Source organism: Lysinibacillus sp. NPDC097214 (assembly GCF_050277945.1).
GTDB lineage: Bacteria > Bacillota > Bacilli > Bacillales_A > Planococcaceae > Lysinibacillus > Lysinibacillus xylanilyticus_B.
Window position 1 is genome coordinate 272678 of the sequence record NZ_JBNNSS010000004.1, and the last position, 24503, is coordinate 297180.

A 24503-nucleotide genomic window follows, 5' to 3' on the forward strand; every position below is an offset into this window, starting at 1 on the left:
AATAGTTTCTAAGTAAATAGGAAGTAACTGAAAAAAAATCTATTTTGATCAATCTTTTCATTATGTCTTTCATATATCGATTAAGGACACTATGAGATTAAGTTATCGTTGAAATTTTTCCCATCCATCAATTTTTAGAAACAAAAGCATGCTCTTTATTATCAAATATGATTAAAAGTGAGCATTTGTTTCGAAGTTAGTTTTGCGAAAAATGAAGCCTAGCTGATTCCGTAGGCTTCATTTTTCCATAGATACCATGGCAATTTATAATCCATTTTCTTACCTTGTTCACTAATTTTATCTGTCACTATCCAATTACCATCTTTCTTTTGTACTTGATAACTTACATTTGTACCATCAGATTGCTTAAAGACTATATAAGCTGTATTGCCTTTTATAAAAGTTACAAGGTCTATAACATTTTTGTAGGGTATCTTTCGCTGGGGAAACAAAATGTAAGTTACTATTTCTTCTACAAGTTTAAAAAGGGGTTTAAATTCATTATTTATTTCTGTTTGGTATTGCAATTGATGATATGTGTAAGAATTGTAAGACTCTAAGTTCAGATTTAAAGTCTGTTTAACATCAGATAGTGTTGCACTATAGAATGCATTTAAATCTTTTTCTACTTTATCTCCCACATGTTTAAAACTAATCGTTTTAACTCCATTTGGGCTTACCTCAAAAGTCATTGTTTCTTTACCATAAGGAGGGTCATGTGCATGTTCAAATGTTGTGATTTGAACTTCGATAATAAAACTAAACTGACCTTCATGCTCTCTGATGATACTCAGGATCTTAGCATCATATAAACCATATTGCTTGCGGTAGCCATAATAATGAATAATTTCCTTATCTATAGATGGGGAAAGGATTGTAATCAATGTATCATTCATAAGCTTATAATCAGTCTTTTCACTTTGGGCATTAATCTTACTGGGAATAATCAAAATAGTTACTGTAGCCATTAAAATATAAGTTAATTTTTTCATGGGGTATTAAGCCTCACTAAAATACGTTTTATAAATAATATGTGTTAATAAGAGTAAATTATCTAAAGCTTTTATGAAATTGAAGTTTACCATTTGGATTACCGTTTTCCATACACTAGGATGAGGGTATGGCTCTTTTACATTTAGTTAATCTGCCCCCATTCAAATAAGAGCGTGTTTTGATCTATCTTTTTCAAAACACGCTCTTTAGATTTGTTCTCATATCAAGTTTAATATCATTATTTGAATCAAGCTTTATTACAAAACTACAGGGTTTAGGTTTAAAATTTCATTCTCTTTTTATTGAGTACATTACGGTTAATTTGTAATTACTCAGTAAAGGACACGCCATAAATAAAAGGTAGCGTATGATTCCCAGTTTTTCCACGGAAACGATATTTCTAAAATTTCATCTTTCGTAGGCTTTCGGTTCATATTACATAATAATTTTATTGAATTAATAAGACCCACATCATCGATTGGAAAAGCTGTCTGGAACCTGAGGCAGCGCATTAAAACATAATTGGCTGTCCAAGGACCGATTCCTCGTATTTTAATTAAGTTTTTTTCGGCATCTTTAAAGTTCATTGTCATTAATTTTTCCTTCGATAATTCTCCACTTGCCATTAATCTAGCAATTCCAATGATGTATTCACTTTTTTTCACCGTCATTTTAATATTTCCTAGGTTGGTAGGTATTAACTGTGCAATTCGTTCGTACGGTGGGAATACCCAATACTTTTTCCCATTCCATTCGATGGAATCGCCAAATCCTTCTACAAATTGCTTCTTTAAGGAGTACGCGAAGGCTAAGTTAATTTGTTGCCCTAAAACTCCCCAACATAAAGCTTCAAATAAATCGGGAATGCCGACAACTCGCAATCCACAGAATTCTTGGGCAGGCATTTTAAGTATTGGGTCAGCTTTTGCCATTTCATAAAATAGCGTTAAATCGTTATCAAGATCAAACCATTCATGAATATATTTTACAATCTCTTCCCGCTTCCACTTTTCATTAGGTCTAGAATCATTTAGGAATTGAACAACCATTTGTTTATTATTGATTACGCTTATCTGTACTAAGGACCGAATTTCCCCAATGGCTATAACTTTTGTAATGATATCGTTCTCTATTTCATACATACATTCATTTTTTTCTCTTGTTAGATAGCCTAGGTTAACCTTCATGTCGAAATTGTCAGGTAAAGTAATTACAATAACATCATTAACTTCATGCCATGTCATTTTGTTATTCTCCTCATCTATTTTCTATAATTTTACTTTATCACATAATCATCTTACCTAATTTTGTTATCTTGCTATTACATTCTAAACACCTTATTTTTTTCTAATTATGAGGTTATAGTGTTAGTTATCAAGAATGCTAAAGAGGAGTTGATAAAATTGGTCCAACATATAAAAACACGTGTCGAAAACTTACATTGGGCGTCAATTCAAAATGAATTAGATGAGCAAGGATTTGCAAAGCTTCCAGTGATTTTAACAAAAGAGGAATGTGAATTCTTCATGGCATTGTATTGTGAGGAAGAACCATACAGAACGACCATCAATATGACGAGATATCGCTTTGGGAATGGGAGTACAAATATTTTTCCTATCCATTACCTGAAATCATCCAAAGTTTAAGAGAATCCTTTTATCTACAATTGGCCAAAACAGCCAATCGATGGTTAGGTTATTTAAAGAAAATAGAACAGTTTCCAGATCAGCTTCAAGATTTTTTGAACACCTGTGAAGAATATGAACAAACTAGACCGACACCTTTACTATTAAAGTATGAAACAGGCGGGTTTAATTGTTTGCATCAAGATTTATATGGCGACATATTTTTCCCGTTTCAAGTAGTATTTGTTTTAAATCAACGAGATAAAGACTTTTGCGGTGGAGAATCTCTATTAGTCGAACAAATTCCTCGTGCGCAGAGTCGGGGACATGTCATTACTTTAGAACAAGGCAGTGCGCTGATTTTTCCTACTAATCATAGACCTGTTCTAGGTAAAAAAGGATATTACAAAAATACGGTTCGTCACGGAGTAAGCACGGTTACTTCTGGAGAACGATACGGTCTTGGAATCATTTTTCACGATTCTAAATAAAAATTAAACTTCACTATCTTGCTATTCCATTTCCAGAATTGTACATTTTGAATTTAAAGGGAGTATATTGTAAGGAGAGGTGAGATAAATGCCGGATAATAACAATAACGGACATAAAGAGAGGCATGATCATAAAATTTTGAATGATGTTGAAATGATAACAGATGAAAAGTGGCAAGCAATTATAAATAATGATACAGCGTACAATCATCAATTTTTCTACGCTGTAAAGTCTACAGGGATATTCTGTAAACCATCCTGTAAATCTCGCGTTCCGAAAAAAGAAAATGTATGCATTTTTTCAAACGCAGAACAAGCTCTCCGCGCAAATTTTCGCCCTTGTAAACGGTGCAAGCCCACGAATGAAAATCTGCCGGATAGCGAGTGGATTGATTTAATTACTGAATACATTGATAAACATTTCACAGAAAAATTAACTTTAGAATCGTTAGCAACTATTTGTCACGGGAGTCCGTACCATATGCATCGAACATTTAAAAAGATTAAAGGCATAACGCCGGTTGAGTATATACAGCAAGTTAGAGTACACGCTGCTAAAAAGTATTTGCTTCAGACAAATAAAGCCATTGGAGATATCGCCATATGCGTGGGTATGGCTAACGCGCCTTATTTTATTACTTTATTTAAAAAGAAAACTGGACAGACACCAGCGCAATTTCGTCAAATGAGTAAAATGGAGGAAAAGTACAATGAAAACAAAGAATAAACCAACCCTTTATTGGTCTTTACTAAAGTTTAAGGATTGGCATTTTTATATTGCTTCAACTTCAAAGGGGCTTGTATTTGTAGGATCACAGAACAAACCATTCGAGGAATTGTTCGAATGGGCTAAGAAACGCTTTCCAGGAAGTCCTCTTGTTGAAAATGATGAAAAGCTTGAACCCTTTGTCGTTGAAATCACTCAGTATCTAGAAGGTAAGCGGAAAACCTTTACTGTTCCATTTGAGTACGTAGGTACGCAATTTCAGCTAGCTGTCTGGAATGCACTTTGTGAAATTCCTTATGGACAAACGAAATCCTATTCCGATATTGCAAATGTTATCAATAAACCAGCAGCTGTTCGTGCTGTAGGAGCGGCTATTGGGGCTAATCCGGCATTAATTACTGTACCGTGCCATCGTGTTATAGGAAAGAATGGCTCATTAACTGGCTATCGGGGCGGTTTAGAAATGAAGACACAGCTCCTGGATCTGGAAAAGCAAGCTTCATCTAGCAATGAGTAATTATTTCCGTACAATGAATGGAGGCTCCGTCATGAAAAGTGAATTATTCTATAAAAATCCGAAAACCATTCTAAATAAAGGGACTGGCTTTCTTTCTGGCTATACGCATTCACTAAATCCTTATACAGGCTGTTCATTTGGATGTTCCTATTGTTATGTACGCGAAATGCCTGTATCTCTTTTTCGAGAAGGAGAATGGGGAAATTGGGTCGATGTTAAAAACGGAGCTGCGAATTTATTAAAAAAGGAGCTTCATCGCGACAAAGCCAAAGGGAGTGTAACCATTTTTATGTCGTCAAGTACAGACCCCTATCAACCAATTGAGCATAAAGAAAAAGTGACGCGATCTTTACTAGAAGTTATGGTAGAGGATCCACCTGACTTTCTATTAGTACAGACTAGAAGCCCACTTGTAAGTCGAGATATCGATTTGCTGCAACATTTTAAAGATAAAGTTCGAGTAAGTATGACTATAGAAACCGATAGGGAAGATATTCGTAAGCATTTTACGCCCTATGCTCCCCCTATTCCAGCAAGACTTAAAACACTCCAACAGCTTGCTGAAATCGGTATTCCTGCACAGGTTGCCATTGCACCCGTATTACCAAGTAGCGAGCGATTTGCAGAAATATTGCGTCCCTTGGTTAATAGAGTATGTATTGACGATTATTTTATGGGGGACGGCAGCGGTGGTAAACGAACACAAAAGATGGGCTTACAAGCGTTATATAGAAATCTGGAAATGGAAGAATGGTATCATCCATCCGTCTATCAAATGGTTTATAAACGAATGCGGCAGTATTTTTCGAAAGATGAACTTTTCATTAGCCAGAAGGGTTTCGAACCGTAGCGTTATATAGTAATCATCAAGTCTTCATTTTGGACCTAAAATCGCTTTTAGAACAGCTTTCGAATTTTCGTGGTATAGACATTAGATAAAAGGTAGGTTTCATTTGATCTTACTTAATTCGTAAACTTGGTAATTAATAGAGTTGTATTATAAAAAATATTTTAATTATAGTTAGATGCGATTGTTTGCAAAAATCCTACCAGAAGATAAATGACGAACTTTTTTATTCAAAACCCCACTAAACATTCGTGTTTTTGTTATATAAATGCTATTCTCTCATCGGTTGGAGACATCATCAATTCAATAAAAGACGAATATTATATCTGGAAGTTATCTAAACATAAGTAAAATGCTATTTTCTCAATTTTTCTGTGGTGTAGCGATAATTTGGCACTACGCGGATGGGGAGGCAATGCCGCCAACAAATATGCAGTATCCTTATCAACCGCAGTTAACAACTAATCATGATCAGCCTGTTTATTCAAAGCATTTGAACGGTTACGATATTTTTTCCAATAAAAAATAACTACCCAATTACAGGTAGTTACTTCCTTTTAAAGAAAGGCTGTTTTCTTAAAGGATTGTTGCTAAACTAAAACTTGAAGGACAACAAAAAAACAGAGTTAATCTACAATAATGCGTAGAGATCAACTCTGCTTTTTTATATTTCGAAAACCGAATCTTTACTAAAGACATCGTTAGTTGAAAAAGAGTTACGGTATTATGTACTTAAACGCTCAAAGACATTAATATTCTAGATTCAATTGTCACAAAGCCATTTTTTCTAAAAAATATTTCTGGTTTACCATCGCCTCTCTCAGTTGATAAATATGCAGTATCAACCTCTTTCTGTGTAAGGATATTCTTTAAATAATTAAGTAAAATCGTGCCAATCCCATTTTGTTGAGTATTAGTTAGCACACAGATTTCATTTATATAGAAGTTCTTAGTATCTGCCCATTGTTCTTCATTTCCAACTAAAAAACCACTCATTTGATTATCGGAATTAAAATAACCTATCCCGATATATCCAGGAGTCTTACTTATATCTAACAACCGTTTGTAAGCTGTCTGAGAACTCCAAGGTTCGTTCCACGGATTAGAACTAAAAACATAAGTAAAAATGATTGATGCTTCTTCTAAATCTTTTTCTGATAATAAACGAACAACATTTTGCATTAATAATTCCTCCTCTTAATAAACCTTGCCACAATTTCTTACTTTACATATTGCTTCTTATACTAACTTGCTCCGTTAGTTTAAACAAATTTTATATTTCTCTTGAAAGAATATTCCACCAAAGCATAGAGTAAACCTGCTATACCAAAAATAATAATAGAACTAATCATACTTAAATTATATTCATTTTTAAAACGAGCATGTATTATCTCAAAAGTAAAAGCCCCTAATACACCGCCAAAAAAAGTAAAGATAATCCCTTTAAACAGTAAAGATTTTATAAACTTACTTACGATAAATGTTAGTGGCAAAAATGAAATAGGATATAACATAAAGGCGAAAGAACCAATAAAGAACAAATAAAGAATTCCAAAATCACGAAGTCCCATATATTCTGATGTCCTGATTTTATTTCCTTCTAATGCTTCTAGTCCTAATCCCGCTAAGGAAAACAGCAATCCAAAAGGTATCCACATTATTAAACAATGGTAAAAAGTTTTCATACTATTATCCTCCAATGAATTTTATAATATTGGTACAATCAAACTTCATAATAAATCAGACGAAAAAAGTGGAATAAAGTTACAAATTTCCATTTAACGAACTTGCTCCGTTAGTTGAATAGAAACAATTTTTGAGAAAACTGCGTAAAGAAAAAATTCCTGAAGTGTTCGTAAATCATCGTTTTCTTTATTTCGTTGTAAGATCAATGTTTCAACAGTATGCCATAAGTGATGTAGTGTGAAGCGGGTAGGTGGGAGGCCTACCTTTTTCAACACATCTTAAAAGATGACATGTAAAACCCGCGGATCTAATGCTTTACGATTTTTATTTAGGAAAACAGATTCTGATATGATCTTAAAGAAGCTTTATAGGATGCCAGAAGCGGAATTAGGTGTGGATGAAGGGGAATAACCGTTCTTTTTCCCTTTTCCATCAATGCAAATCGTTTCATTTACAAATCAACTTGATCTCATCTTTATGAAACAAGTTCTGGACGTCTCAGACCTGTTGTTGCTAACAATTTAAACATTATCTCATTGCGCATCGAAAAACGTGATTGGTCGCGTTCTAAATAGCCAAATAGCTGTTTAGACATTATCTTCAACGCAAAAAGGGAACCGCAATTTACGATTCCCTAAAATTTTTATTTATTTGCACTGTTTATAACACTTAGTGAATTGTTAAGAGAAGATTTGCTCTTGTTGGCATCACGGTTTGATGAACGAACAGATGTTAATACAATATCAATCGTTCCTTCAATTTTCGTCCATGTGTTACCATCAATTGCCCTAAGTCTAGGTTCTTGTGTATCCCATTGATGTTCCAGATCATCCGCATCTTTTTTCGCTGAGGAAAAGTCATTTGAATTAACAGCTTTTAGCATGTCATTTTCAATTTTGATATAATCTGATAGCTGTCCAGCTACTGTCGTTTGCGATGCATTAGATTGTGATAGGGTTTGGTTACTGAAACAGCTTTTAAGAGCCATGCCATGCTACATATATAGCGTAGCATGGCTCTTTTGGTTTTCACAATAAATAATGTTACCAATAAAAAACAAGTATTGGATAATTTTATATTGAACTTATTGTAATAAGCAGCAGGTTAGTTAAAGAAAAAATAAAAGGATTCTTTCGCAGAAACAAGAATATATATTTATTGGTATTTTAATAAGCAATACTTGAGAATAGGAGGTAATGAATTGGAAGAGTTAATTAAGGAGTACGCTTTAGGATACACAATGCTTCGGGAAGCCATTGAAGGATTAACAGAGGAGGAGCTTCGTTACAAGCCCGCACCGGACAAATGGAGCATTCATCAAATCCTCATACATGTAACGGATTCCGAGATTTCGTCCACATCTAGGCTAAAAAAAGTCTTGGCAGAGGATGCGCCGCTTCTGATTTCATTTGACCAAGAGGCTTGGGCAAATAACTTGGGTTATGATTTGTTGGACCGTGAACAACATTTGCTTCTTTTTCAATTGCTACGTTCCAGTATGCAGCCTATTCTAGACCATCTAACTAGTGAACAAAGCAAGCGAGTGGGGGTGTATGTCGATCAGGCCCAGTTCACATTTAAGCAATTGCTGGAATTTCGAGTGCAACACGTTCGAAACCATCTTGATCAAATTGAACGGGTGAAGATTGCATATCAAGAGAACCAAACCTATTAAACTTATAGTTGGTTGTATTTGAAACAGCTTTTAAGAGCCATGCTACATGTATAATGTAGCATGGCTCTTTTGATTTTCACAATAAATAACGTTACCAGTAATAAACAAGTATTGGATAATTTAAAGGCTGTGTCCTTCATAACATTTTTTTATTGAGATGAGACAAGCAGGAACTATACAGGTTTATTTTGGTAATTGTACTAATAGTGTATTTTTCTAGCATCGAACATTTTAGACTCGTTTTCTTTTAAAACAAATTCTTGTTCTTCAATAATAACGGTTAATTCACCTTCTACAATATAAATAAATTCATGACCGTCATGCGAAAGAGCATTTCGTACCGCTGCGACGGGAGCCATTGGAAAAACGATCTGACGTTCTAGATGAGTTTGACGCAAACGTCGGCAAGTTTGAAAAGTTGCTCGCCGAATGTGACGAAAAAACGCTCAGCGAAGAATGGACGCTACGCCATGGTGACCATATCATCCGTCGTGAGCAGCGAGCGACTACGTTCCGCACCTTCGGATTAAACCACATGATCCACCACCGGTCGCAGCTCGGGGTATACTTGCGCCTACTTGATATTTCAGTGCCAGGCATCCACATTCCCTCGGCCGACGTGGAAGCACAATGAAATAAATATTTAATAGTAACACTATTTATTTTAGCAGCTAAAGTTTATTGAACTCCCATGAAAGAACTTAATTATCTTTCATTTTCTGTGGTGAAGAGCTTATTTTTGCGCTTCATGGATGGCTAACGGTAGGCTTTAGTTCAATATTCGATTCATGAAATATCAAAACCAAAAGGCAGAGTTCATTCTACACATTTTGTAGATTAATTTTGTCTTTTGGTTTTAACAGAAACAATCCTTGAGAAAACATGCTTTAATTATCCTCTATCAGGATTTGTAAAAATCATGATAGAGGATAATTAACGAACTATTATATATAAATCGACACGAAATATACGTATTTCATTAATGAAAGTGCTAATGGTCATCGGCTGAATACTTTAAATTATGATAACAATAGCGCACACTGAACAACAGGTGGGCGCTATTTGACGCTTACATTTATTCTTATTTTGCTTTAATATTGTGCTGCTTTCCTCGGATGAATCCTCATCATTTGGTATAATAAAGTATAGACTTTTTTTGAACGGAGAGAGATTGATATGAATGGAGCGCAAAAAGCGTTTTTTGAGGAAAAGGAACGTTCACTTGGCGTTCGTCTAAATGATGTGCAGACGCAGGCGGTGTTACAAACGAGTGGGCCGCTGTTACTATTGGCATCTCCCGGTTCAGGAAAAACGACGACGATTATTATGCGTATTGGCTATATGATTGAGGCGCTCGGTGTGAATCCTTCTCGCATAAAGGCTGTCACGTTTAGTAAGGCATCGGCCGATGATATGAAGGCACGTTTTGCAAATTTTTTCCCGCATTTGCCACCAGTTGATTTTTCGACGATTCATAGTTTAGCATTTCAAGTTGTGCGACAGACACTTGAACGCCAGGGCATTTCGTACGGTATCATTGAAGAATCGGACAAGCCTGGTGTTGTTTCAAAAAAGCGAGTGCTTCGAGAGATTTTTGAACAATTAAATGGCTCAAAAATTACCGAAGATCAGTTAGACGAGCTACTGACGTACATAACGTTTATCAAAAATAAAATGCTGCCAGAACAGGAATGGGCAATTGCAGAAGTAAAGGTACCTAAAAAAGTCGAGATTTTACAGCGTTATGAGGAATATAAACGCACAGGTAGTGACCGTTTGCTAATTGATTTTGATGATATGCTATTAATGGCGAATGATATTTTCACGAAAAATCGAGAGGTGCTGGCGCAATACCAACGCCGCTACGATTATTATTTAACGGATGAAAGTCAGGATACATCGCCCGTTCAACATGCAATCATTGCGAAGCTCGTCGCAGTCCATCAAAATTTATGCGTCGTTGCAGATGAGGATCAGGCCATTTATAGTTGGCGCGGTGCAGAGCCAGATTATTTGTTGAATTTCCGAAAGATATATCCGGAGGCGCAAGTTTTACTTATGACGCAAAACTATCGTTCAGCTGCAACGATTGTAGAGCCAGCCAATCTATTCATTCAGCGAAATAAAAAGCGTTTTAACAAACAAATGTTTACGGAAAACCCTGCTGCAGAACCGATCTCGTTTAAAATCCTAGAGAATTACAATTTACAGGCTAAGTATTTAGTAGACCAGTTGAAAAATCTGTCTAAGCGCGGCTCAACGGCTATTTTATATCGAAATAATACGTCAGCCATCCCGCTTATAGACGCGTTTGACAGAGCAGGTTTGCCTTTCTATATGAAAGATTCCACAATTCGCTTTTTCACGCATTGGGTCGTGGAGGATATTATGAACTTCATGCGTCTAGCGTATAATACAAAAAATATCACGGTATTTGAAAAAGTTTACAGAAAAATGAATGCTTATATTACACCAACGCAATTGAAGGCGCTACAGAGAGTGCCGGAAGATGGCTGTGTATTTACACAGTTGTTAGAACATGTTGAGTTAAAGGATTATCAGCCTGAATATATTAAGCACATTCGCAAAACGTATGATAGCATTCAATTTGATAAAACGACGCCAACAGCCATGCTAGAGCATATCCGTTATGACTTTGGTTATGAGCGTACCTTAAAGAATATGAGCGAGAATCTCGGTTTTAATTATGAAAATTTACTAGATATTGTGGATGTACTCGGTTTAATTGCTCGTCATACGACGACGATGACCGAATTTGCGGGTCGTTTGAAGCAGCTTGAAAATTTAGCACGTTCTTCTCATATGAAAAATGAATTGAATACAATTACTCTGACAACATTGCACAGTTCAAAAGGCTTGGAATTTGATCATGTGTATTTGATTGACTTGATTGAGGGGATTTTACCTAGTGATGCGGAAGAAGAAATCGAAGAAGAAACGCGACTCTTTTATGTCGGTATCACGCGTGCGATTCGCCATTTGGAATTAATTTCGTATAGCAAGCGTTTTAAAACAAGTGTGGTGCCATCGATTTTCATGAAGGCGTTAAAACAAATCGTCTCACCGCAGGAATTGCCAAAGAAAGCGCCGAAAAGTCCGAGGAAAGTACCGAAGCAATACCGTAATGAGCGGACGATTACAACCGAGTCAGCGTTAATCGTCGGCTCAAAAGTAAAGCATGTGATTTTAGGAGAAGGAGAAATATTAGCCGTTACGAGTAGCACGATTGAATTGTCTTTTGCTACGGGGATTAAGAAATTTTTGACGGATACATGTTTACAGCAATGCTATTTAGAAACGATTGAAGATTAAATGAAGCGTATTCGGGATTTTTTCGAATACGCTTTTATAGTAGTGCTATTTTGTAGGGGTTCCTTGATGGAAAAATAAACGTCATTGCTCATTATCTTCTTACCACCAAATGGAACTTTTATTCATTTTGCATTTTCCTAATCTCAACAATTTTCTTCCAAATCGCCCTATCAATTTTGGCAAAACTACTTATGCTTGGCGTTGTATTTACTTCAAATAACATAGGTTTTCCTTTAGGATTTATTCCAAAATCAATGCCATATTCTCTACAAGGAAAGTGGGATGCTATTACTTCAGATGCTAAAATTGAATCTTTTTTTAGAGATTCTATTGTTTCAACTTTCATTATATTATCCATCATCATATAATCTGATAATAATTCATCAATCGGTATTACTTGAGAACCCCGATTTGAATTGACAATCCCATGATCCTCAGTTGCAATTCTTCCGTAAATTCCACCAATTATCCATTCTCCCTTTAGATTTTGAACATGAACACGAATGGATATTGAATCCCCATCAGGGGTTAGACTCTTGACCCCCTCCTGTATAATATAAATTCCGCTTAATCTATCGTGTTTCTCATATGGGTGTAGAACTTGATGGAAATCCTCAATTGCTGCCACACACTTATTTATTTCTTCACCTTGCATCGTAAAACCGTTAAAACAATAGTGTCCATCTTTTCTTTTGTAGACTTTATAAATTGCTCTTCCTTGTCCAGTGCTAGTATGTTTCACATAAACATACTCATACCTATTTAATAAATCGATTAGGTTTTCTAGGCTGTAAAGTGTCGATTCTGGAATACAGTTAGTTGTTAAAGGATTTTGATTTAATAGTAAGAATTGTTCCCATTTTCCAAGTCCATTTTTCAATAATCGCACCTCATTTAGTAAGATATTTTATTTTTTGTATGAAGAGTGTAGTCCTCTCCTTTTATGAAGGTAACTGTATTGTATGAAAATAGAATTGTCTTGCATAGGTGGGTGTGACTTAGTAACGCAATTAATCTCTCCCATTTTTTCTGTATACTACACAGAAAATAGCATTTTGATTGTTCTCTATACTTCATTTTTTGATTTCAAAATCATTAGTTTCTAATGTATCTGCCCTGCTAATCTTTACTTTTAGTCATATGATAATACGACATGTCGAGTAAGGAGATGGAAGATATTGAAAAAGACGAAGAAATTAAAAGAATTAATATATTCAGATGAACTCGAATTTTTAATGGAAGCCCATAACGGTCTTTCCGCAAAAGTTGTAGAGGAGGCCGGTTTTAAAGGGATTTGGGCGAGTGGTCTATCGATTTCAGGATCATTAGGTGTAAGAGATAATAATGAAGCATCATGGACGCAGGTATTAGATATACTTGAATTTATGAGTGATACGACAACAATTCCCATTCTATTAGATGGGGATACGGGATATGGAAATTTTAATAATGCTCGGAGGTTAGTTAGAAAACTAGAACAATTGGATATTGCCGGAGTCTGTATCGAGGATAAAATTTTTCCGAAAACGAACTCATTCATTAATGGAGAAAAACAGCATCTCGCATCGATTGAAGAATTTTGCGGGAAAATAAAAGCAATGAAAGATACGCAAGAGGATGAAGACTTTATGGTTGTAGCTAGAGTCGAGGCTTTTATCGCAGGCTTGGGATTAGATGAAGCCCTTAAACGTGCGGAAGCCTACAGGAAGGCAGGCGCCGATGCAATTCTGGTGCATAGTAAAAAGTCAGATTTTAAAGAAATTGAAGCATTTATGAAGGAATGGAGTGGAAGACATCCAGTAGTTATTGTGCCTACAAAATATTATACAACCCCAACTAATGAATTCAGAAAAGCAGGAATAAGTACTGCCATCTGGGCTAACCATAACTTAAGAGCAGCGATCACTGCTATGCAGAACATCTCAAAACAAATCCTAAAAGATGAAAGTCTCATTCAAGTAGAGAAATCGATCGTAAGTGTGCAAGAGATTTTTAGACTCCAAAATGCTGAGGAGCTTCAAAAAGCGGAGGAGAAATATTTGCCATCAACTAATAACCAATCAAAAACGGAAACGGAGTGATGGTATGCTAAATACAAGCGAATTTGGAAATGAGCTTAAAAGACATGGTTTTGACTTTTACAGTGGGGTCCCATGTTCATTTTTAAAGAATCTTATTAACTATTCCATAAATGAGTGTGAATATATTGCTGCAGCCAATGAAGGTGATGCAGTAGCCATTGCTTCAGGAGCATACCTTGGGGGAAGGAAATCAGTTGTTTTAATGCAAAACTCTGGTCTAACCAATTGTATTTCTCCATTGACTTCCTTAAACTACCCATTTCAAATACCTATACTTGGGTTTGTAAGTCTACGTGGAGAACCCGGGTTGAATGATGAACCCCAGCATGAATTAATGGGGCAAATTACTACACAACTATTAGATCTCATGCAAATAAAATGGCAATTCTTATCTCCTGATGATAGTGAGGCAAAGAGACAGCTTGAAGAAGCTAACAAGTGGATTGAAGCTAATCAACCATTCTTTTTTGTAGTGAGAAAAGAAACTTTTAAAAGTGAGAAATTGAAGATAGAGCAACGTCTTAATCATAAAAATAAGGAAAAAAGTGAACAAACTGACTTAGATGAACTGCCAAGTCGTTTTGACACTTTAAAAGTGATAAATGGACTCAAAGATATGAAAACAGTACTAATGGCCACAACTGGTAAAACAGGAAGGGAACTATATCAGGTCGAGGATTCTGATAATAATCTATATATGGTTGGCTCCATGGGTTGTGTCGGTTCTTTAGGCTTAGGCTTAGCCTATACACGAAAAGGTATAGATGTAGTTGTTATTGATGGAGATGGTTCTCTCCTTATGCGAATGGGGAGCTTATCTACAAATGGCTACTATCAACCTGAAAATATGCTCCACATTCTTCTAGATAATCAAGTTCACGATTCAACTGGAGGGCAAAACACCGTTTCTCACAATGTTGATCTTGTCAATATTGCTGCAGCTTGCGGATATGCAAAGTCATGCTATATCCATAGTTTACATGAACTTGAAAAGTGTATTCAAGAATGGAAAATGACAAAAGGGCTGACTTTTATTTATTTAAAAATCTCAAAGGGATCTAAACAAAATCTAGGACGTCCAAAAGTTACTCCAAGTGAAGTTAAAACTCGCCTACAGAGATTTCTTAAATAATTGTTTCTAAAAATAAATATTAGTAGGTTGATCTTGTCTATAAGAACCTCTTTACAGAGATAATTCAAACCGCGTATAAAAATGTAATAAAATTAAAGGGAGGAGTACCGTGAAGAAAATTAAAAGAAATATATTACTGAATCCCGGACCTGCTACTACAACAGATACGGTTAAATACGCACAAGTGGTACCTGATATTTGCCCTCGTGAAGATGACTTCAGCCAATTATTGCAATTTGTTACTTCTGAAATTACTAGTTTAGTTTCAGAAGAGAATCAATATACAACCGTTTTATTCGGTGGTTCAGGTACTGCTGCTGTAGAATCAATCTTGAGTTCAGTAATGACTGATGGGGTTTTAGTAATCATTAATAACGGAGCCTATGGAAAAAGAATGTGTGAAATTGCAGAAGCTTATCAGCTGGATTGGATTGAGTTTTTAAGTCAACCCGATCAACCTATTGAATTAGATCAGTTACGTTCATTCATTCAAAAAATCCCACGAAAAGTTTCTTTTCTAGCTGTCGTGCATAATGAAACAACAACGGGATTATTAAACGATATAGAATCGATTGGCTCCATTTGTGAAGAAAATGAGATTAATATGATGGTAGATGCAATGAGTTCGTTTGCGGCTATTCCTATTAATATGAGTAAAATGAAAATAAGTTATTTGGCGGCTAGTTCCAATAAAAACCTTCAAGGAATGGCAGGAGTCTCTTTTGTTATAGCTAAAAAAAGCGAACTAGAAAAAGGAAAAACAAAAAAGCCGACAAATTATTACTTGAATCTTTATTCTCAATATACCCATTTCATCGAGACAGGTCAGATGCGTTTTACTCCCCCTGTACAAACTATCTATGCGCTAAAACAGGCGATAGTAGAATTAAAAGCAGAAGGAATGGAAGAAAGATATGAGCGATATTCCGAATGTTGGGAAATTTTAATAGAAGGCCTCTCTAAACTTGGTTTAAGATATCTCGTCCCTGTCGAGCACCATTCAAAGATTATTACAGCAATAGTAGAGCCCGAAAGTGAAAAATATAATTTTAAAGAAATGCATGATTATTTTTATGCTAATGGAATAACGATTTATCCTGGAAAACTTTATCAATTAAATTCTTTTAGGGTAGCCAACATTGGTGATATTAGCAAAGATGATATCAAGCTCTTTTTAACTTTATTAGAAAAATATCTTCAAACCTAAATTAGAACAGTAGAAAACCTACTTGTTTACAAAACGTGGTAATGGCTATGATCGCATTCCGGGTACACCAAAAATACAGTTTGAAACGGTGCCAGTTTTATATGCCTGTGAAATAGAAGAACATTATTTTGGTATACTACACCGGACTTTTGATGAAGTACAGTACGAAAATCTTAAAGCAGTAGCATTTATTACACGTAGTATGCGAGATGCAATTAGTATTATAAACTGTGGAAATTTTGAAAAGTATAAAGATGAGGTTACAAACACGTTAATAGCAAATGGCAATAAGGTGTTGAAAAGTAAATTTGCAAAATCCATAACGGCATGGATATACATTGGCGATGATTACTTCACGAATTACAATAATGATCAAGAGAAAGCCTTAGTTGAATTAGGACGTCAAATTCCAACATATCATTTGATTGAAGTATGGAAGCATTTAAAGAATAAGTTCGGGGAAATTGAGTCTGTTTCGAATGAGGAACCAGTAATCAATGCTATTCATAATCGTGTACCGCTAAAAGGTATTAAAAATCTAAATGATTGGGAGAAAGGCTTTGATGAAGGTTATCCTTATTACGAAGAATGTGATAAAGAGCGCAAATCCGGCAACATTTTGGGAACCATAGAGACAATATTTGGCGAACAATTTTAAAGAAGAAATTTTTCGGTTTACCGAGCGAGGTTTTGTTTTAATGATCCTAATAGATATTGGATGAATCGACGTACTTGGGTCTTGGTGATTTCGTTTAAACAGGTTGAACAGCCATATGCAGCCATTGATGAACAATGGGAATTAACAAAACAAATACCTTTGAGAAACAGCGTTTGGAAAGAAGGGAATTTAAGTATATATACTTAGAAATGATAGTTTACAAAAATACTAACAGAATATAATTAACGAACCATTAGATATAAAAACAATCGTAACATTCGTGTTTTAATAGTGAAAGTGCTATTCTTTCATCGGCTGGATACTTCATCAATCGAATAAAATACGAACATTATACTTAAAAGCTTTCTACCTTAATAATATTGGCTGTGTAATTTTTCAATCTCAATATTCAATACAAATTTATCAATAATGACAGCATGGAGCTGCAAGTATAAAATCTCCAGATATCATAATAAACAAATAATTATTATCTATACAAAATCATAAGAGGAGCGTTATCGTTCACATGTAAATTATAAGGAACTTTACAAGTGCAAATCGAAAAGTCCAATAGGGAGTTAACTGTAGAAGGTCATAAAAGTAAGAACATTTCCGTTATCTAAAATTGCCTATTAATCAACCATTTCACCAATTAATGTACTCACTTTTGTGTCTAAACGTTAGAACTAAAAGTGGGTACATTCTTTATATGGAAGCCAAAAAGTGATCATTTTAAGCAGTTGCATATTTCTACATATTATCGAAATTTCGACAGAGGATTCTGCAAAGTAATGTAGAATATCTGACATAATGTTCTTTTTATAATATTGCTTCAGATATGCCGTTAAGGGGGTTGATCTCATGTATTCACCCATTCAAATAAAGAGAAGCAGCAAGTTCGGAAATAACTATTAGGAAGCATATAGCCCAAAAGTTAAAAGAAATGTTCGTTTATTTAGCGATTTGGAATATGATTTTTGGGTACTGATTTAAACAACCCCACAAATTCGTGCTTTTTGCGAAAGACCATTTGAAATCGAGCAGTTTTACGAAGGGAAATTTTTAAAGGTAATATTAAGGTGACCCTGAATGAGGGAGGATGTGACGGTCAACCAACGCCACAACCGTATAATTGCGTGCGATACACTCAATATAAATTTGTGCAAATAGAGATTACTTATACATAAAAAAACGTAGCGTCATCACACGCTACAGCAAACTAATGAACATTATTAGAAAGAATAATCCAAAAGATATTGTTTAGAAAGGACAAAAAATTACGGCTAATAAATGTGAGGTTTGTAATAAAGAGTTTAGCAAGGAATAAGAATGGAATGTCCAAATTACTTAACATGTGAGCTAATAATAATAAGTGTTATTCCCGTAAATAGGCAAATGATTCTCGTCACAGGAATTTTATCAGCTAGTCCAAATAATGCAATTGCTGTCGTTACGATTAAAACTGTTGGACCAACCAATGCAAGCATTGTATTAATATAGAATGCTTTTTCTAAATTATTCAACTTTAGCATCAACAATCCAGCACTTACCTCAATACTTCCAGACAATACACGTAAAATAACCATAGCAAGAACCGATTTTTCAATAATTGTCATCATCCTATCTTTATAGAAAATTTCCGCTTATATTTTAAATCCATCTTAGGATAATTATAGACTTCTATTTTAATGAAATACTAAAATCAATATATGCATGATTCGTATCAAATATTCTTGTTATATTATGCTTTATAGTGTTAATTTAATATTCTAGTTAAAAGTTCAAAGTATTTATTAATAGAATCAGTTTTATAAATCCATTTTCTTTTTTAAAAGGAGATAAATTATGTTAATTATCGTTTAAAGTATATCTTTCCAATATTTATTAAAAATATTCACTTAATGATTATCAAATTTCAATGAATGTGTCTAGAAAAAATTTCGATTTAATCAAAGCACCAGTCAAAAAAGGTGTTTGGCTACAAACTAGTAGTAGAACTTTTAAAGGATGTAGGCAAGCTTTACAAATATCTCAATTGAACCGAAAGATGATTTTTTTCCATTAGTGAACATTTGTTTTGAAAAGGCAAGGTAAATTTTAATTTCCATGTCATCCGTAAGACATGGAAGGCTTTTTTATGCGCTATGAGAGCGATTGAGATGGACAACGGTACGTGTTGCTCAATCTCGATTCACTTCATAGCGTTATTGTAAAAAATAGTAAGTTGAATTAAAAACATTTATGAGTTCGTGAACAATTCCCTTTATTACCATTGGAAGAAACACTTGCTATTGCAGATGAGTTAGGTATTAAACATCCTATTGATCCTAAAACAGAAGAACCGATTGTGATGACAACGGATTTTTTATTAACGATTAGTAATGGACAAAGCGTATGGCAAGAAACATCAGTTATATCCACGATTACTATGACATTCGAGATTATGATGTATTTCGTGAAATTAATGTGCAGTATATTGAAGTGTTCCCTCAGACTAATTATTTTTGGGGAAGTTTGCTTTAGGGGGCCGAACAAATACGCAGAACTATGGATATTTGTGTTAAAGTTCGAGTTCTGCGCATAGGTTATTTGAGTTATAAGACAATTGTTTTTTAGAAAATTAGATAGATTAATGATTCAAAACTTCAGGAACTAGAGGAGTTGATGATGCTTTCGAATCTCATACAGTGGTTATTCAATACTCATTTTTATAATTATGTGCCATATTTAAATCTCTATATGAAACTTAAAAAATTTGTTCTGCTACCAATTCTGAAAGAGTTTTAATTCCATAGTCAATTTCATTTAAGGATGCATAAGAATAAGAAATTCTTAAATATTGATCAGAGTGAAACTCATACAAATCTCCAGGGTGAACAAGTATTTTCCGACTTAAGGCTTTAGTAAAAAGCTGGTACATGGATATACCTTCATTTAACTTAAGCCAGATGAAATATCCGCCCCTAGGGATATTCCATGTACCGATGCCGGTAAAATATTTCTTTAATGCTTCAAGAGCAACATCTCTTCGGATCTTAACATTTTTCCTCATTATATCGTTATGCTGATAATAAAGACCACTAGAGAATAGTTCTGTGGTTACATTCTGGGAGAGTGAGCTGGTTCCATAATCAGTTTGCATTTTTATATCTGCCAATCTTTCAATGACTTTTTCTGATCCAACAATCCATCCAATCCTGAGACCAGGACTTAAATTCTTCGATATTCCACCAATATATAATACAAGTCCATTGTTATCAAATGCCTTTATTGGCTGTGGAGGTTGTTCATCAAACCAAAGCTCCCTATATACATCATCCTCGATAATAGGCAAACGTTCCCTATCACACGCATCAACAAGCGTTTTTCTTCTTTCAAGTGACATGACACTCCCGGTAGGATTTTGAAAAGTAGGTATTGTAAAAAGCATGGCTCCTTTTCTCCGCCTATGTCGATCAACCAATTCTTTTATTTCTATACCTTCTTCATCCAGCTTAATTCCCGAAAGCTGCATTCCGAACGATTGAAAGGTTCTAAGAGAGTATAGGTAGGATGGCTTTTCAACATATACTACTGAGTTCGTGTGCAAAAGGCCAAGGGAAATAAGCTGCAGTGACTGCAAAACACCAGAGGTAATCAAAACTGAGGATGGATCAGCTTCTATTCCTATTGTTTTAAGATATGTGCATACCTCTCTTCTTAGATGGATATTTCCTTTTGGTTCTTCATAACCCAGCGATGCCATAGACTTAGACAGTTTTTTTAGTACGCCCTGAATCATTTTGTTAGGTATTAATTCAGGGGAAGGTTCGCAAGACCCCATTCGGATGATATCAGGTTGGAATTCAGCCTGATTGATCTGCTGCATTATATTTTGATTTGTTTGATGTAATCCCGAAGATATATAGGGAAGCCAATTATGTGAATGATTAATGGACATTAATGTCCATGTATTGTTTATTACTTTTGTACCTCCACCAGCATTACCGCTAATAAGGCCTTCAGCTGCCAGCTCTTCAAGGGCAGATACTACGGTACTTCTGTTTACACAGAAAATTTCAGAAAGTGTCCGCTGACTTGGCAATTTGAAACCAACCGGCCATTCTCCAGTTGCTATTTTATCTTTTATGAAGTTAACAATCTGTATATTCAATCGAGTAGGATTATTTCTATCAGGTTTCCAGTTGATATCCAACATAAAATTCCTCCAAAATCATAGTATTTTTACCATATCATTTGGTTGGTTAAATAACAACCAAGAATGGTTGGAGACTTTTTGTTGTTGTTCAAATACAATTTCATTAACAGATATTAAAATTTTAAAGGAGAATGATAACTATGGTACCAATAAGAATTCTAAGTGATAATGATGTTAAGAACATTCTTGATATCAAGAATACAGTAGCATGTGTAGAAAAAGCCTATGCGCTTAAAGCCAACAATCAGGTGAGACTATTCTCCATGGTATCTGAGGTGATTTTTGAGGGTAGGGCAGAAATGGATATTAAATCAGGGATGCTTAATGAAGAAGATGTGTTTGGATTAAAACTCGTTTCATGGTTTGGTGATAATAAAAATCAAGGGCTTCCAGCTATAACTGGGCTGACTATGTTATTTGATTTGAAGAATGGGTTTCCTAAGGCAATGATCAACGCAAGTTATTTGACAGGAATGCGTACTGGAGCAGCAGGTTCAATAGGCGTGAAACACCTGTCAAAACAAGATTCAAAAACACTAATGATTGTAGGTACAGGAGTTCAGGCGATTTTTCAAATTGCAGCCACTCTATCTCAAGTTCAGACAATCAACAAGGTATATATATATGACCCCGTAAAATATGAAAATGCATCAAAATTCCAGTATTCAATAAAGACGGAACTACATAAAATCATAAATGATATCAACGATACTTATAATAAGAGCTGGAAACAAAGAATTGAGTCAGTTCAGTTTGTAGCTGTAGAAAATCCAGTGAAAGCTTTGGAAGAAACCGATGCAGTAATTACGATAACGCCTTCGCGAAAACCACTGATTTTTAAGGAGTGGATTAAGCCAGGCATACATTTCAGCTGTGTGGGGGCAGACATGACTGGAAAACAGGAAATAGATGAAAAGATCTTTGAGGTAGCTTCTGTATATGTAGATGATATTACACAAGCATCGACAGTCGGAGAAACACAAAGTGCTATAAGGGCTGGTATATTAGGCAAAAACAATTTGACTGAAATCGGACAATTCATACTTGGAAATGCGAAAGGACGTACAAGTGATGAAGAAATTACGATTTTTGATAGTACTGGCATAGCATTGCAGGATCTTGCAGTTTCAAAATATATTGTATCAAAAGCAGAAGAAATGAATGTTGGGACAATCGTGCAAATATAAAATCGATATACAATTTGGAGGGATCATATTATGAAGTTAAAAGTTTATACATTAAATTCATTTGCAAAATCCATTGAGGGAGGGAACCCTGCCGGAGTGGTACTTAGCGCTGATTATCTATCAGATGAGGACATGAAAAAAATAGCAGGTATCATCGGTTTTAGTGAGACTGCTTTTGTCATGAAGTCAGACCTTGCTGACTTCAAGGTTAGATTCTTTACACCTAATGAAGAGGTTGATCTTTGTGGCCATGCAACGATAGCAGCGTTCTATACACTTTCAAGCCAAGGATATATTAAACCAGGAAAATATTCTCAAGAAACAAAGGCTGGAATTTTAAATGTAGAAGTAATGGAAGACCTATCAATTATGATGGATCAAAATGCTCCAAGCTATTATGAAATAATAGACAAGGAGGAAATTGCAGATTCCTTAAATATTACTATAGATGAAATGTTGGAGGATCTACCAGTGCAAATTGTATCTACTGGCCTTAGGGATATACTTGTACCGATTAGAAACTTAGATATATTAAATTCTATAAAGCCAGATTTTGAAAAAGTAACAAATATCAGCAGTAAATATAATACCATTGGTTATCATATTTTTACCCTTGAATCACTAAAGGGTTCAAATGCACACTGTAGAAATTTGGCACCTTTATATGGAATTTCAGAAGAATCTGCAACTGGTACATCCAATGGTGCCCTTTCATGTTATCTATATAAATATGGAAAAATCAAACCTGAACATGTTATTAATATATCTGTTGAGCAAGGTTACTCTATGAAAAAACCTTCAGAAATAGTTATAGCGTTAACCACTCAAGGGAAAGAAATTATTGAGGTAAAGGTGGGCGGAAAAGCATTGAATTTGTCTGAAACAGAGGTTGAAATATAATGCTAGCGTATTAACTAAAGATTATTTTATCGCCTATATAAAGTTAATTATGAATAGTAGAGAATACACATTGATGCAGGATAAGGAGTTTGCTTTTGATTTCTTTTTTAAAGGAGATATGGATCGTTACGGCACTTCTACATGGTTGCAGTTTGAAAAGGCTATAAAAGAAATGGATAAAATAAAGTGTGAAATTGAATTGTGTTAATTGCACTTGCAAAGTTTAAACGTCTAGCTAACTGCTAGACGTAAAAAATAGATTTTATATAAGGGAATGCTTATATAAAGAAAAAAGAGGAGAAGTTAATGATGAAAACACTAAAAGTAATCAACCAAAATGGATCTTGTTGTACTACTAAGGATATTGAAGTATAGGAGGTTAGTAATTCCAATAATAATTTACCGATTGTAATAATTGGTACGGGTCCAATTGGATTAGCTGCAGCTGCTCATTTAGTGGAACAAAAGCAAGCCTTTATTTTACTATAGGCTGGGCGTGAAATAGCACACAATATTCGTACCTGGGGGCATGTTACATTATTTTCACCATGGCGATATAACATCAATAAAGCTGCTAAAGCCTTATTAGATTGTCTCCGGTTGGGTAGAACCTAACCTAATTTAGATACGTTACCGACAGGACATGAATTAATTGATCTTTATTTAAAACCTTTATCTGAGCTAGTACAAATAAAATCTAACATTCAATTGAAAGCAAAAGTAGTAGGGATTTCACGACAATTTAATGATAAGATGAAAACAAAAATTCGAGTAGAACAGTCCTTTAATATTTATATTGAACAAGAGAATGATATCAGTATCATTGATGCGAGAGCTGTTATTGATGCGACGGGTACATGGGGAAATCCAAACTCAGCAAATACTACAGGTGTATGGCTACAAAATGAAAAAGCATTAGCAGATCACATTGAGTATGGTATCCCAGACATAAATACGAATACTAAGAGATATGCCAATAAAAAGATTGCAGTTATTGGTGGTGGCCATTCAGCTATCAATACCTTGCTATCACTTGCTGAATTACAAAAAGAGAATCCTTCAACGAAGCTAGTATGGATTATGCGTAGAAGATCTGTAGAAGAAGCCTATGGTGGCGAAGAAAAAGATGCATTGGCAGCACGTGGCGCACTCGGTATACGTATTCACGAATTAGTAGATACAGGTAAGGTTGAGGTAATAACACCTTTCTATATCTCGTAGGTGAAGAAAGAAGAGAACATCAATA

Annotated in this window: 23 protein-coding genes and 3 pseudogenes; 16 read left to right on the forward strand and 10 right to left on the reverse strand. The window is 34.9% G+C overall.

The features are described 5' to 3' along the window. Positions 1-218 precede the first annotated feature (218 nt). Together ACQKMI_RS11375 and ACQKMI_RS11380 are read right to left on the reverse strand one after the other, a co-directional pair. Positions 219-992: a DUF3888 domain-containing protein gene (locus ACQKMI_RS11375; protein ID WP_427488930.1), complete on the reverse strand. Its 774-nt coding sequence runs from the start codon at positions 990-992 to the stop codon at positions 219-221. Positions 993-1325: 333 nt separating this feature from the next. Then, the gene (locus ACQKMI_RS11380; protein WP_427488931.1) at positions 1326-2237 is read right to left on the reverse strand and encodes a DNA glycosylase; all 912 of its coding nucleotides are present in this window, start codon (positions 2235-2237) and stop codon (positions 1326-1328) included. A 159-nt stretch (positions 2238-2396) separates the two neighbouring features. On the opposite strand from ACQKMI_RS11380, the pseudogene ACQKMI_RS11385 reads away from it, so the two are divergent. The 4 genes and pseudogenes from ACQKMI_RS11385 (at position 2397) to ACQKMI_RS11400 (ending at position 5203) form a co-directional block, all read left to right on the forward strand. Next, a pseudogene (locus ACQKMI_RS11385) lies at positions 2397-3109 on the forward strand (2OG-Fe(II) oxygenase). Between the two features lie 88 nt (positions 3110-3197). Then, entirely contained in the window at positions 3198-3836 is a 639-nt protein-coding gene (locus tag ACQKMI_RS11390) for a bifunctional transcriptional activator/DNA repair enzyme AdaA (protein ID WP_427488933.1), read from the forward strand. Continuing rightward, complete coding sequence (gene adaB / locus ACQKMI_RS11395; RefSeq protein ID WP_427488935.1) at positions 3820-4353, forward strand: methylated-DNA--[protein]-cysteine S-methyltransferase; 534 nt, start codon at positions 3820-3822, stop codon at positions 4351-4353. The genes ACQKMI_RS11390 and adaB overlap by 17 nt, the downstream gene beginning before the upstream one ends. A gap of 31 nt (positions 4354-4384) precedes the next feature. Further along, complete coding sequence (locus ACQKMI_RS11400; RefSeq protein ID WP_427488936.1) at positions 4385-5203, forward strand: radical SAM protein; 819 nt, start codon at positions 4385-4387, stop codon at positions 5201-5203. A gap of 729 nt (positions 5204-5932) precedes the next feature. On the opposite strand, the gene ACQKMI_RS11405 is transcribed toward ACQKMI_RS11400, so the two are convergent. The 4 genes from ACQKMI_RS11405 to ACQKMI_RS11420 form a co-directional block, all read right to left on the reverse strand. Next, entirely contained in the window at positions 5933-6382 is a 450-nt protein-coding gene (locus ACQKMI_RS11405) for a GNAT family N-acetyltransferase (RefSeq protein ID WP_427488938.1), read from the reverse strand. Between the two features lie 80 nt (positions 6383-6462). Further along, entirely contained in the window at positions 6463-6885 is a 423-nt protein-coding gene (locus ACQKMI_RS11410) for a hypothetical protein (protein WP_427488940.1), read from the reverse strand. A gap of 93 nt (positions 6886-6978) precedes the next feature. Next, positions 6979-7158, reverse strand: coding sequence for a hypothetical protein (locus ACQKMI_RS11415; RefSeq protein ID WP_427488942.1), 180 nt, complete (start codon positions 7156-7158; stop codon positions 6979-6981). A 371-nt stretch (positions 7159-7529) separates the two neighbouring features. Further along, positions 7530-7874, reverse strand: coding sequence for a hypothetical protein (locus ACQKMI_RS11420; RefSeq protein WP_427488943.1), 345 nt, complete (start codon positions 7872-7874; stop codon positions 7530-7532). A gap of 213 nt (positions 7875-8087) precedes the next feature. On the opposite strand from ACQKMI_RS11420, the gene ACQKMI_RS11425 reads away from it, so the two are divergent. Continuing rightward, positions 8088-8561, forward strand: a complete 474-nt coding sequence (locus ACQKMI_RS11425) for a DinB family protein (protein WP_427488945.1) — start codon at positions 8088-8090, stop codon at positions 8559-8561. A 200-nt stretch (positions 8562-8761) separates the two neighbouring features. Here the strand turns inward: ACQKMI_RS11425 and ACQKMI_RS11430 are convergent, their stop codons facing one another. Further along, positions 8762-8920, reverse strand: a complete 159-nt coding sequence (locus ACQKMI_RS11430) for a cupin domain-containing protein (protein ID WP_427488946.1) — start codon at positions 8918-8920, stop codon at positions 8762-8764. Between ACQKMI_RS11430 and ACQKMI_RS11435 the strand changes: the two are divergent. Both ACQKMI_RS11435 and ACQKMI_RS11440 read left to right on the forward strand, forming a co-directional pair. Then, positions 8899-9195 (forward strand): annotated as a pseudogene (locus ACQKMI_RS11435) (DinB family protein); the annotation flags it as partial. The gene ACQKMI_RS11430 and the pseudogene ACQKMI_RS11435 sit on opposite strands and share 22 nt — an antisense overlap. 542 nt (positions 9196-9737) lie before the next feature. Then, a complete protein-coding gene (locus ACQKMI_RS11440) occupies positions 9738-11894 on the forward strand; it encodes an ATP-dependent helicase (protein WP_427488948.1) in 2157 nt (718 codons plus the stop codon). Positions 11895-12012: 118 nt separating this feature from the next. Here ACQKMI_RS11440 and ACQKMI_RS11445 read toward each other — a convergent pair whose 3' ends face one another. After that, positions 12013-12774 carry a YheC/YheD family protein gene (locus ACQKMI_RS11445; RefSeq protein WP_427488950.1) on the reverse strand — a complete coding sequence of 254 codons (762 nt, stop codon included), beginning with the start codon at positions 12772-12774 and terminating at the stop codon, positions 12013-12015. Positions 12775-13072: 298 nt separating this feature from the next. On the opposite strand from ACQKMI_RS11445, the gene aepX reads away from it, so the two are divergent. From aepX to ACQKMI_RS11465, 4 genes are all read left to right on the forward strand, one after another. Continuing rightward, on the forward strand, positions 13073-13975 hold the full coding sequence (aepX, locus tag ACQKMI_RS11450; protein WP_427488952.1) for a phosphoenolpyruvate mutase: 903 nt from the start codon (positions 13073-13075) through the stop codon (positions 13973-13975). Positions 13976-13979: 4 nt separating this feature from the next. After that, complete coding sequence (aepY, locus tag ACQKMI_RS11455) at positions 13980-15107, forward strand: phosphonopyruvate decarboxylase (protein ID WP_427488954.1); 1128 nt, start codon at positions 13980-13982, stop codon at positions 15105-15107. Between the two features lie 109 nt (positions 15108-15216). Further along, positions 15217-16314, forward strand: a complete 1098-nt coding sequence (locus tag ACQKMI_RS11460; RefSeq protein ID WP_427488956.1) for a 2-aminoethylphosphonate aminotransferase — start codon at positions 15217-15219, stop codon at positions 16312-16314. A 22-nt stretch (positions 16315-16336) separates the two neighbouring features. Further along, entirely contained in the window at positions 16337-16972 is a 636-nt protein-coding gene (locus tag ACQKMI_RS11465) for a hypothetical protein (RefSeq protein WP_427488957.1), read from the forward strand. Between the two features lie 1343 nt (positions 16973-18315). On the opposite strand, the gene ACQKMI_RS11470 is transcribed toward ACQKMI_RS11465, so the two are convergent. After that, a complete protein-coding gene (locus tag ACQKMI_RS11470) occupies positions 18316-18591 on the reverse strand; it encodes a YqhV family protein (protein WP_054611762.1) in 276 nt (91 codons plus the stop codon). Positions 18592-19217: 626 nt separating this feature from the next. Here ACQKMI_RS11470 and ACQKMI_RS11475 point away from each other — a divergent pair. Beyond that, positions 19218-19453 (forward strand): annotated as a pseudogene (locus ACQKMI_RS11475) (heteromeric transposase endonuclease subunit TnsA); the annotation flags it as partial. Between the two features lie 265 nt (positions 19454-19718). On the opposite strand, the gene ACQKMI_RS11480 reads toward ACQKMI_RS11475, so the two are convergent. Next, the gene (locus ACQKMI_RS11480) at positions 19719-21170 is read right to left on the reverse strand and encodes a PLP-dependent aminotransferase family protein (RefSeq protein ID WP_427488959.1); all 1452 of its coding nucleotides are present in this window, start codon (positions 21168-21170) and stop codon (positions 19719-19721) included. 140 nt (positions 21171-21310) lie between these two features. Here ACQKMI_RS11480 and ACQKMI_RS11485 point away from each other — a divergent pair, with 140 nt between their 5' ends. From ACQKMI_RS11485 to ACQKMI_RS11500, 4 genes are all read left to right on the forward strand, one after another. Further along, on the forward strand, positions 21311-22357 hold the full coding sequence (locus ACQKMI_RS11485; protein WP_427488961.1) for an ornithine cyclodeaminase family protein: 1047 nt from the start codon (positions 21311-21313) through the stop codon (positions 22355-22357). 30 nt (positions 22358-22387) lie between these two features. Continuing rightward, positions 22388-23257, forward strand: a complete 870-nt coding sequence (locus tag ACQKMI_RS11490; protein WP_427488963.1) for a PhzF family phenazine biosynthesis protein — start codon at positions 22388-22390, stop codon at positions 23255-23257. Continuing rightward, positions 23247-23465, forward strand: a complete 219-nt coding sequence (locus tag ACQKMI_RS11495; protein ID WP_427488965.1) for a hypothetical protein — start codon at positions 23247-23249, stop codon at positions 23463-23465. The genes ACQKMI_RS11490 and ACQKMI_RS11495 overlap by 11 nt, the downstream gene beginning before the upstream one ends. 500 nt (positions 23466-23965) lie before the next feature. Continuing rightward, entirely contained in the window at positions 23966-24478 is a 513-nt protein-coding gene (locus tag ACQKMI_RS11500) for a hypothetical protein (RefSeq protein ID WP_427488967.1), read from the forward strand. The last annotated feature ends 25 nt before the right edge of the window (positions 24479-24503 follow it).

Coding starts and splice junctions, on each gene's coding strand:
- ACQKMI_RS11375 (WP_427488930.1), bottom strand. CDS start 992: ATGAAAAAATTAACTTATATTTTAATGGCTACAGTAACTATTTTGATT.
- ACQKMI_RS11380 (WP_427488931.1), bottom strand. CDS start 2,237: ATGACATGGCATGAAGTTAATGATGTTATTGTAATTACTTTACCTGAC.
- ACQKMI_RS11390 (WP_427488933.1), top strand. CDS start 3,198: ATGCCGGATAATAACAATAACGGACATAAAGAGAGGCATGATCATAAA.
- adaB (WP_427488935.1), top strand. CDS start 3,820: ATGAAAACAAAGAATAAACCAACCCTTTATTGGTCTTTACTAAAGTTT.
- ACQKMI_RS11400 (WP_427488936.1), top strand. CDS start 4,385: ATGAAAAGTGAATTATTCTATAAAAATCCGAAAACCATTCTAAATAAA.
- ACQKMI_RS11405 (WP_427488938.1), bottom strand. CDS start 6,382: ATGCAAAATGTTGTTCGTTTATTATCAGAAAAAGATTTAGAAGAAGCA.
- ACQKMI_RS11410 (WP_427488940.1), bottom strand. CDS start 6,885: ATGAAAACTTTTTACCATTGTTTAATAATGTGGATACCTTTTGGATTG.
- ACQKMI_RS11420 (WP_427488943.1), bottom strand. CDS start 7,874: ATGGCTCTTAAAAGCTGTTTCAGTAACCAAACCCTATCACAATCTAAT.
- ACQKMI_RS11430 (WP_427488946.1), bottom strand. CDS start 8,920: ATGGCTCCCGTCGCAGCGGTACGAAATGCTCTTTCGCATGACGGTCAT.
- ACQKMI_RS11440 (WP_427488948.1), top strand. CDS start 9,738: ATGAATGGAGCGCAAAAAGCGTTTTTTGAGGAAAAGGAACGTTCACTT.
- aepY (WP_427488954.1), top strand. CDS start 13,980: ATGCTAAATACAAGCGAATTTGGAAATGAGCTTAAAAGACATGGTTTT.
- ACQKMI_RS11470 (WP_054611762.1), bottom strand. CDS start 18,591: ATGATGACAATTATTGAAAAATCGGTTCTTGCTATGGTTATTTTACGT.
- ACQKMI_RS11480 (WP_427488959.1), bottom strand. CDS start 21,170: ATGTTGGATATCAACTGGAAACCTGATAGAAATAATCCTACTCGATTG.
- ACQKMI_RS11485 (WP_427488961.1), top strand. CDS start 21,311: ATGGTACCAATAAGAATTCTAAGTGATAATGATGTTAAGAACATTCTT.
- ACQKMI_RS11490 (WP_427488963.1), top strand. CDS start 22,388: ATGAAGTTAAAAGTTTATACATTAAATTCATTTGCAAAATCCATTGAG.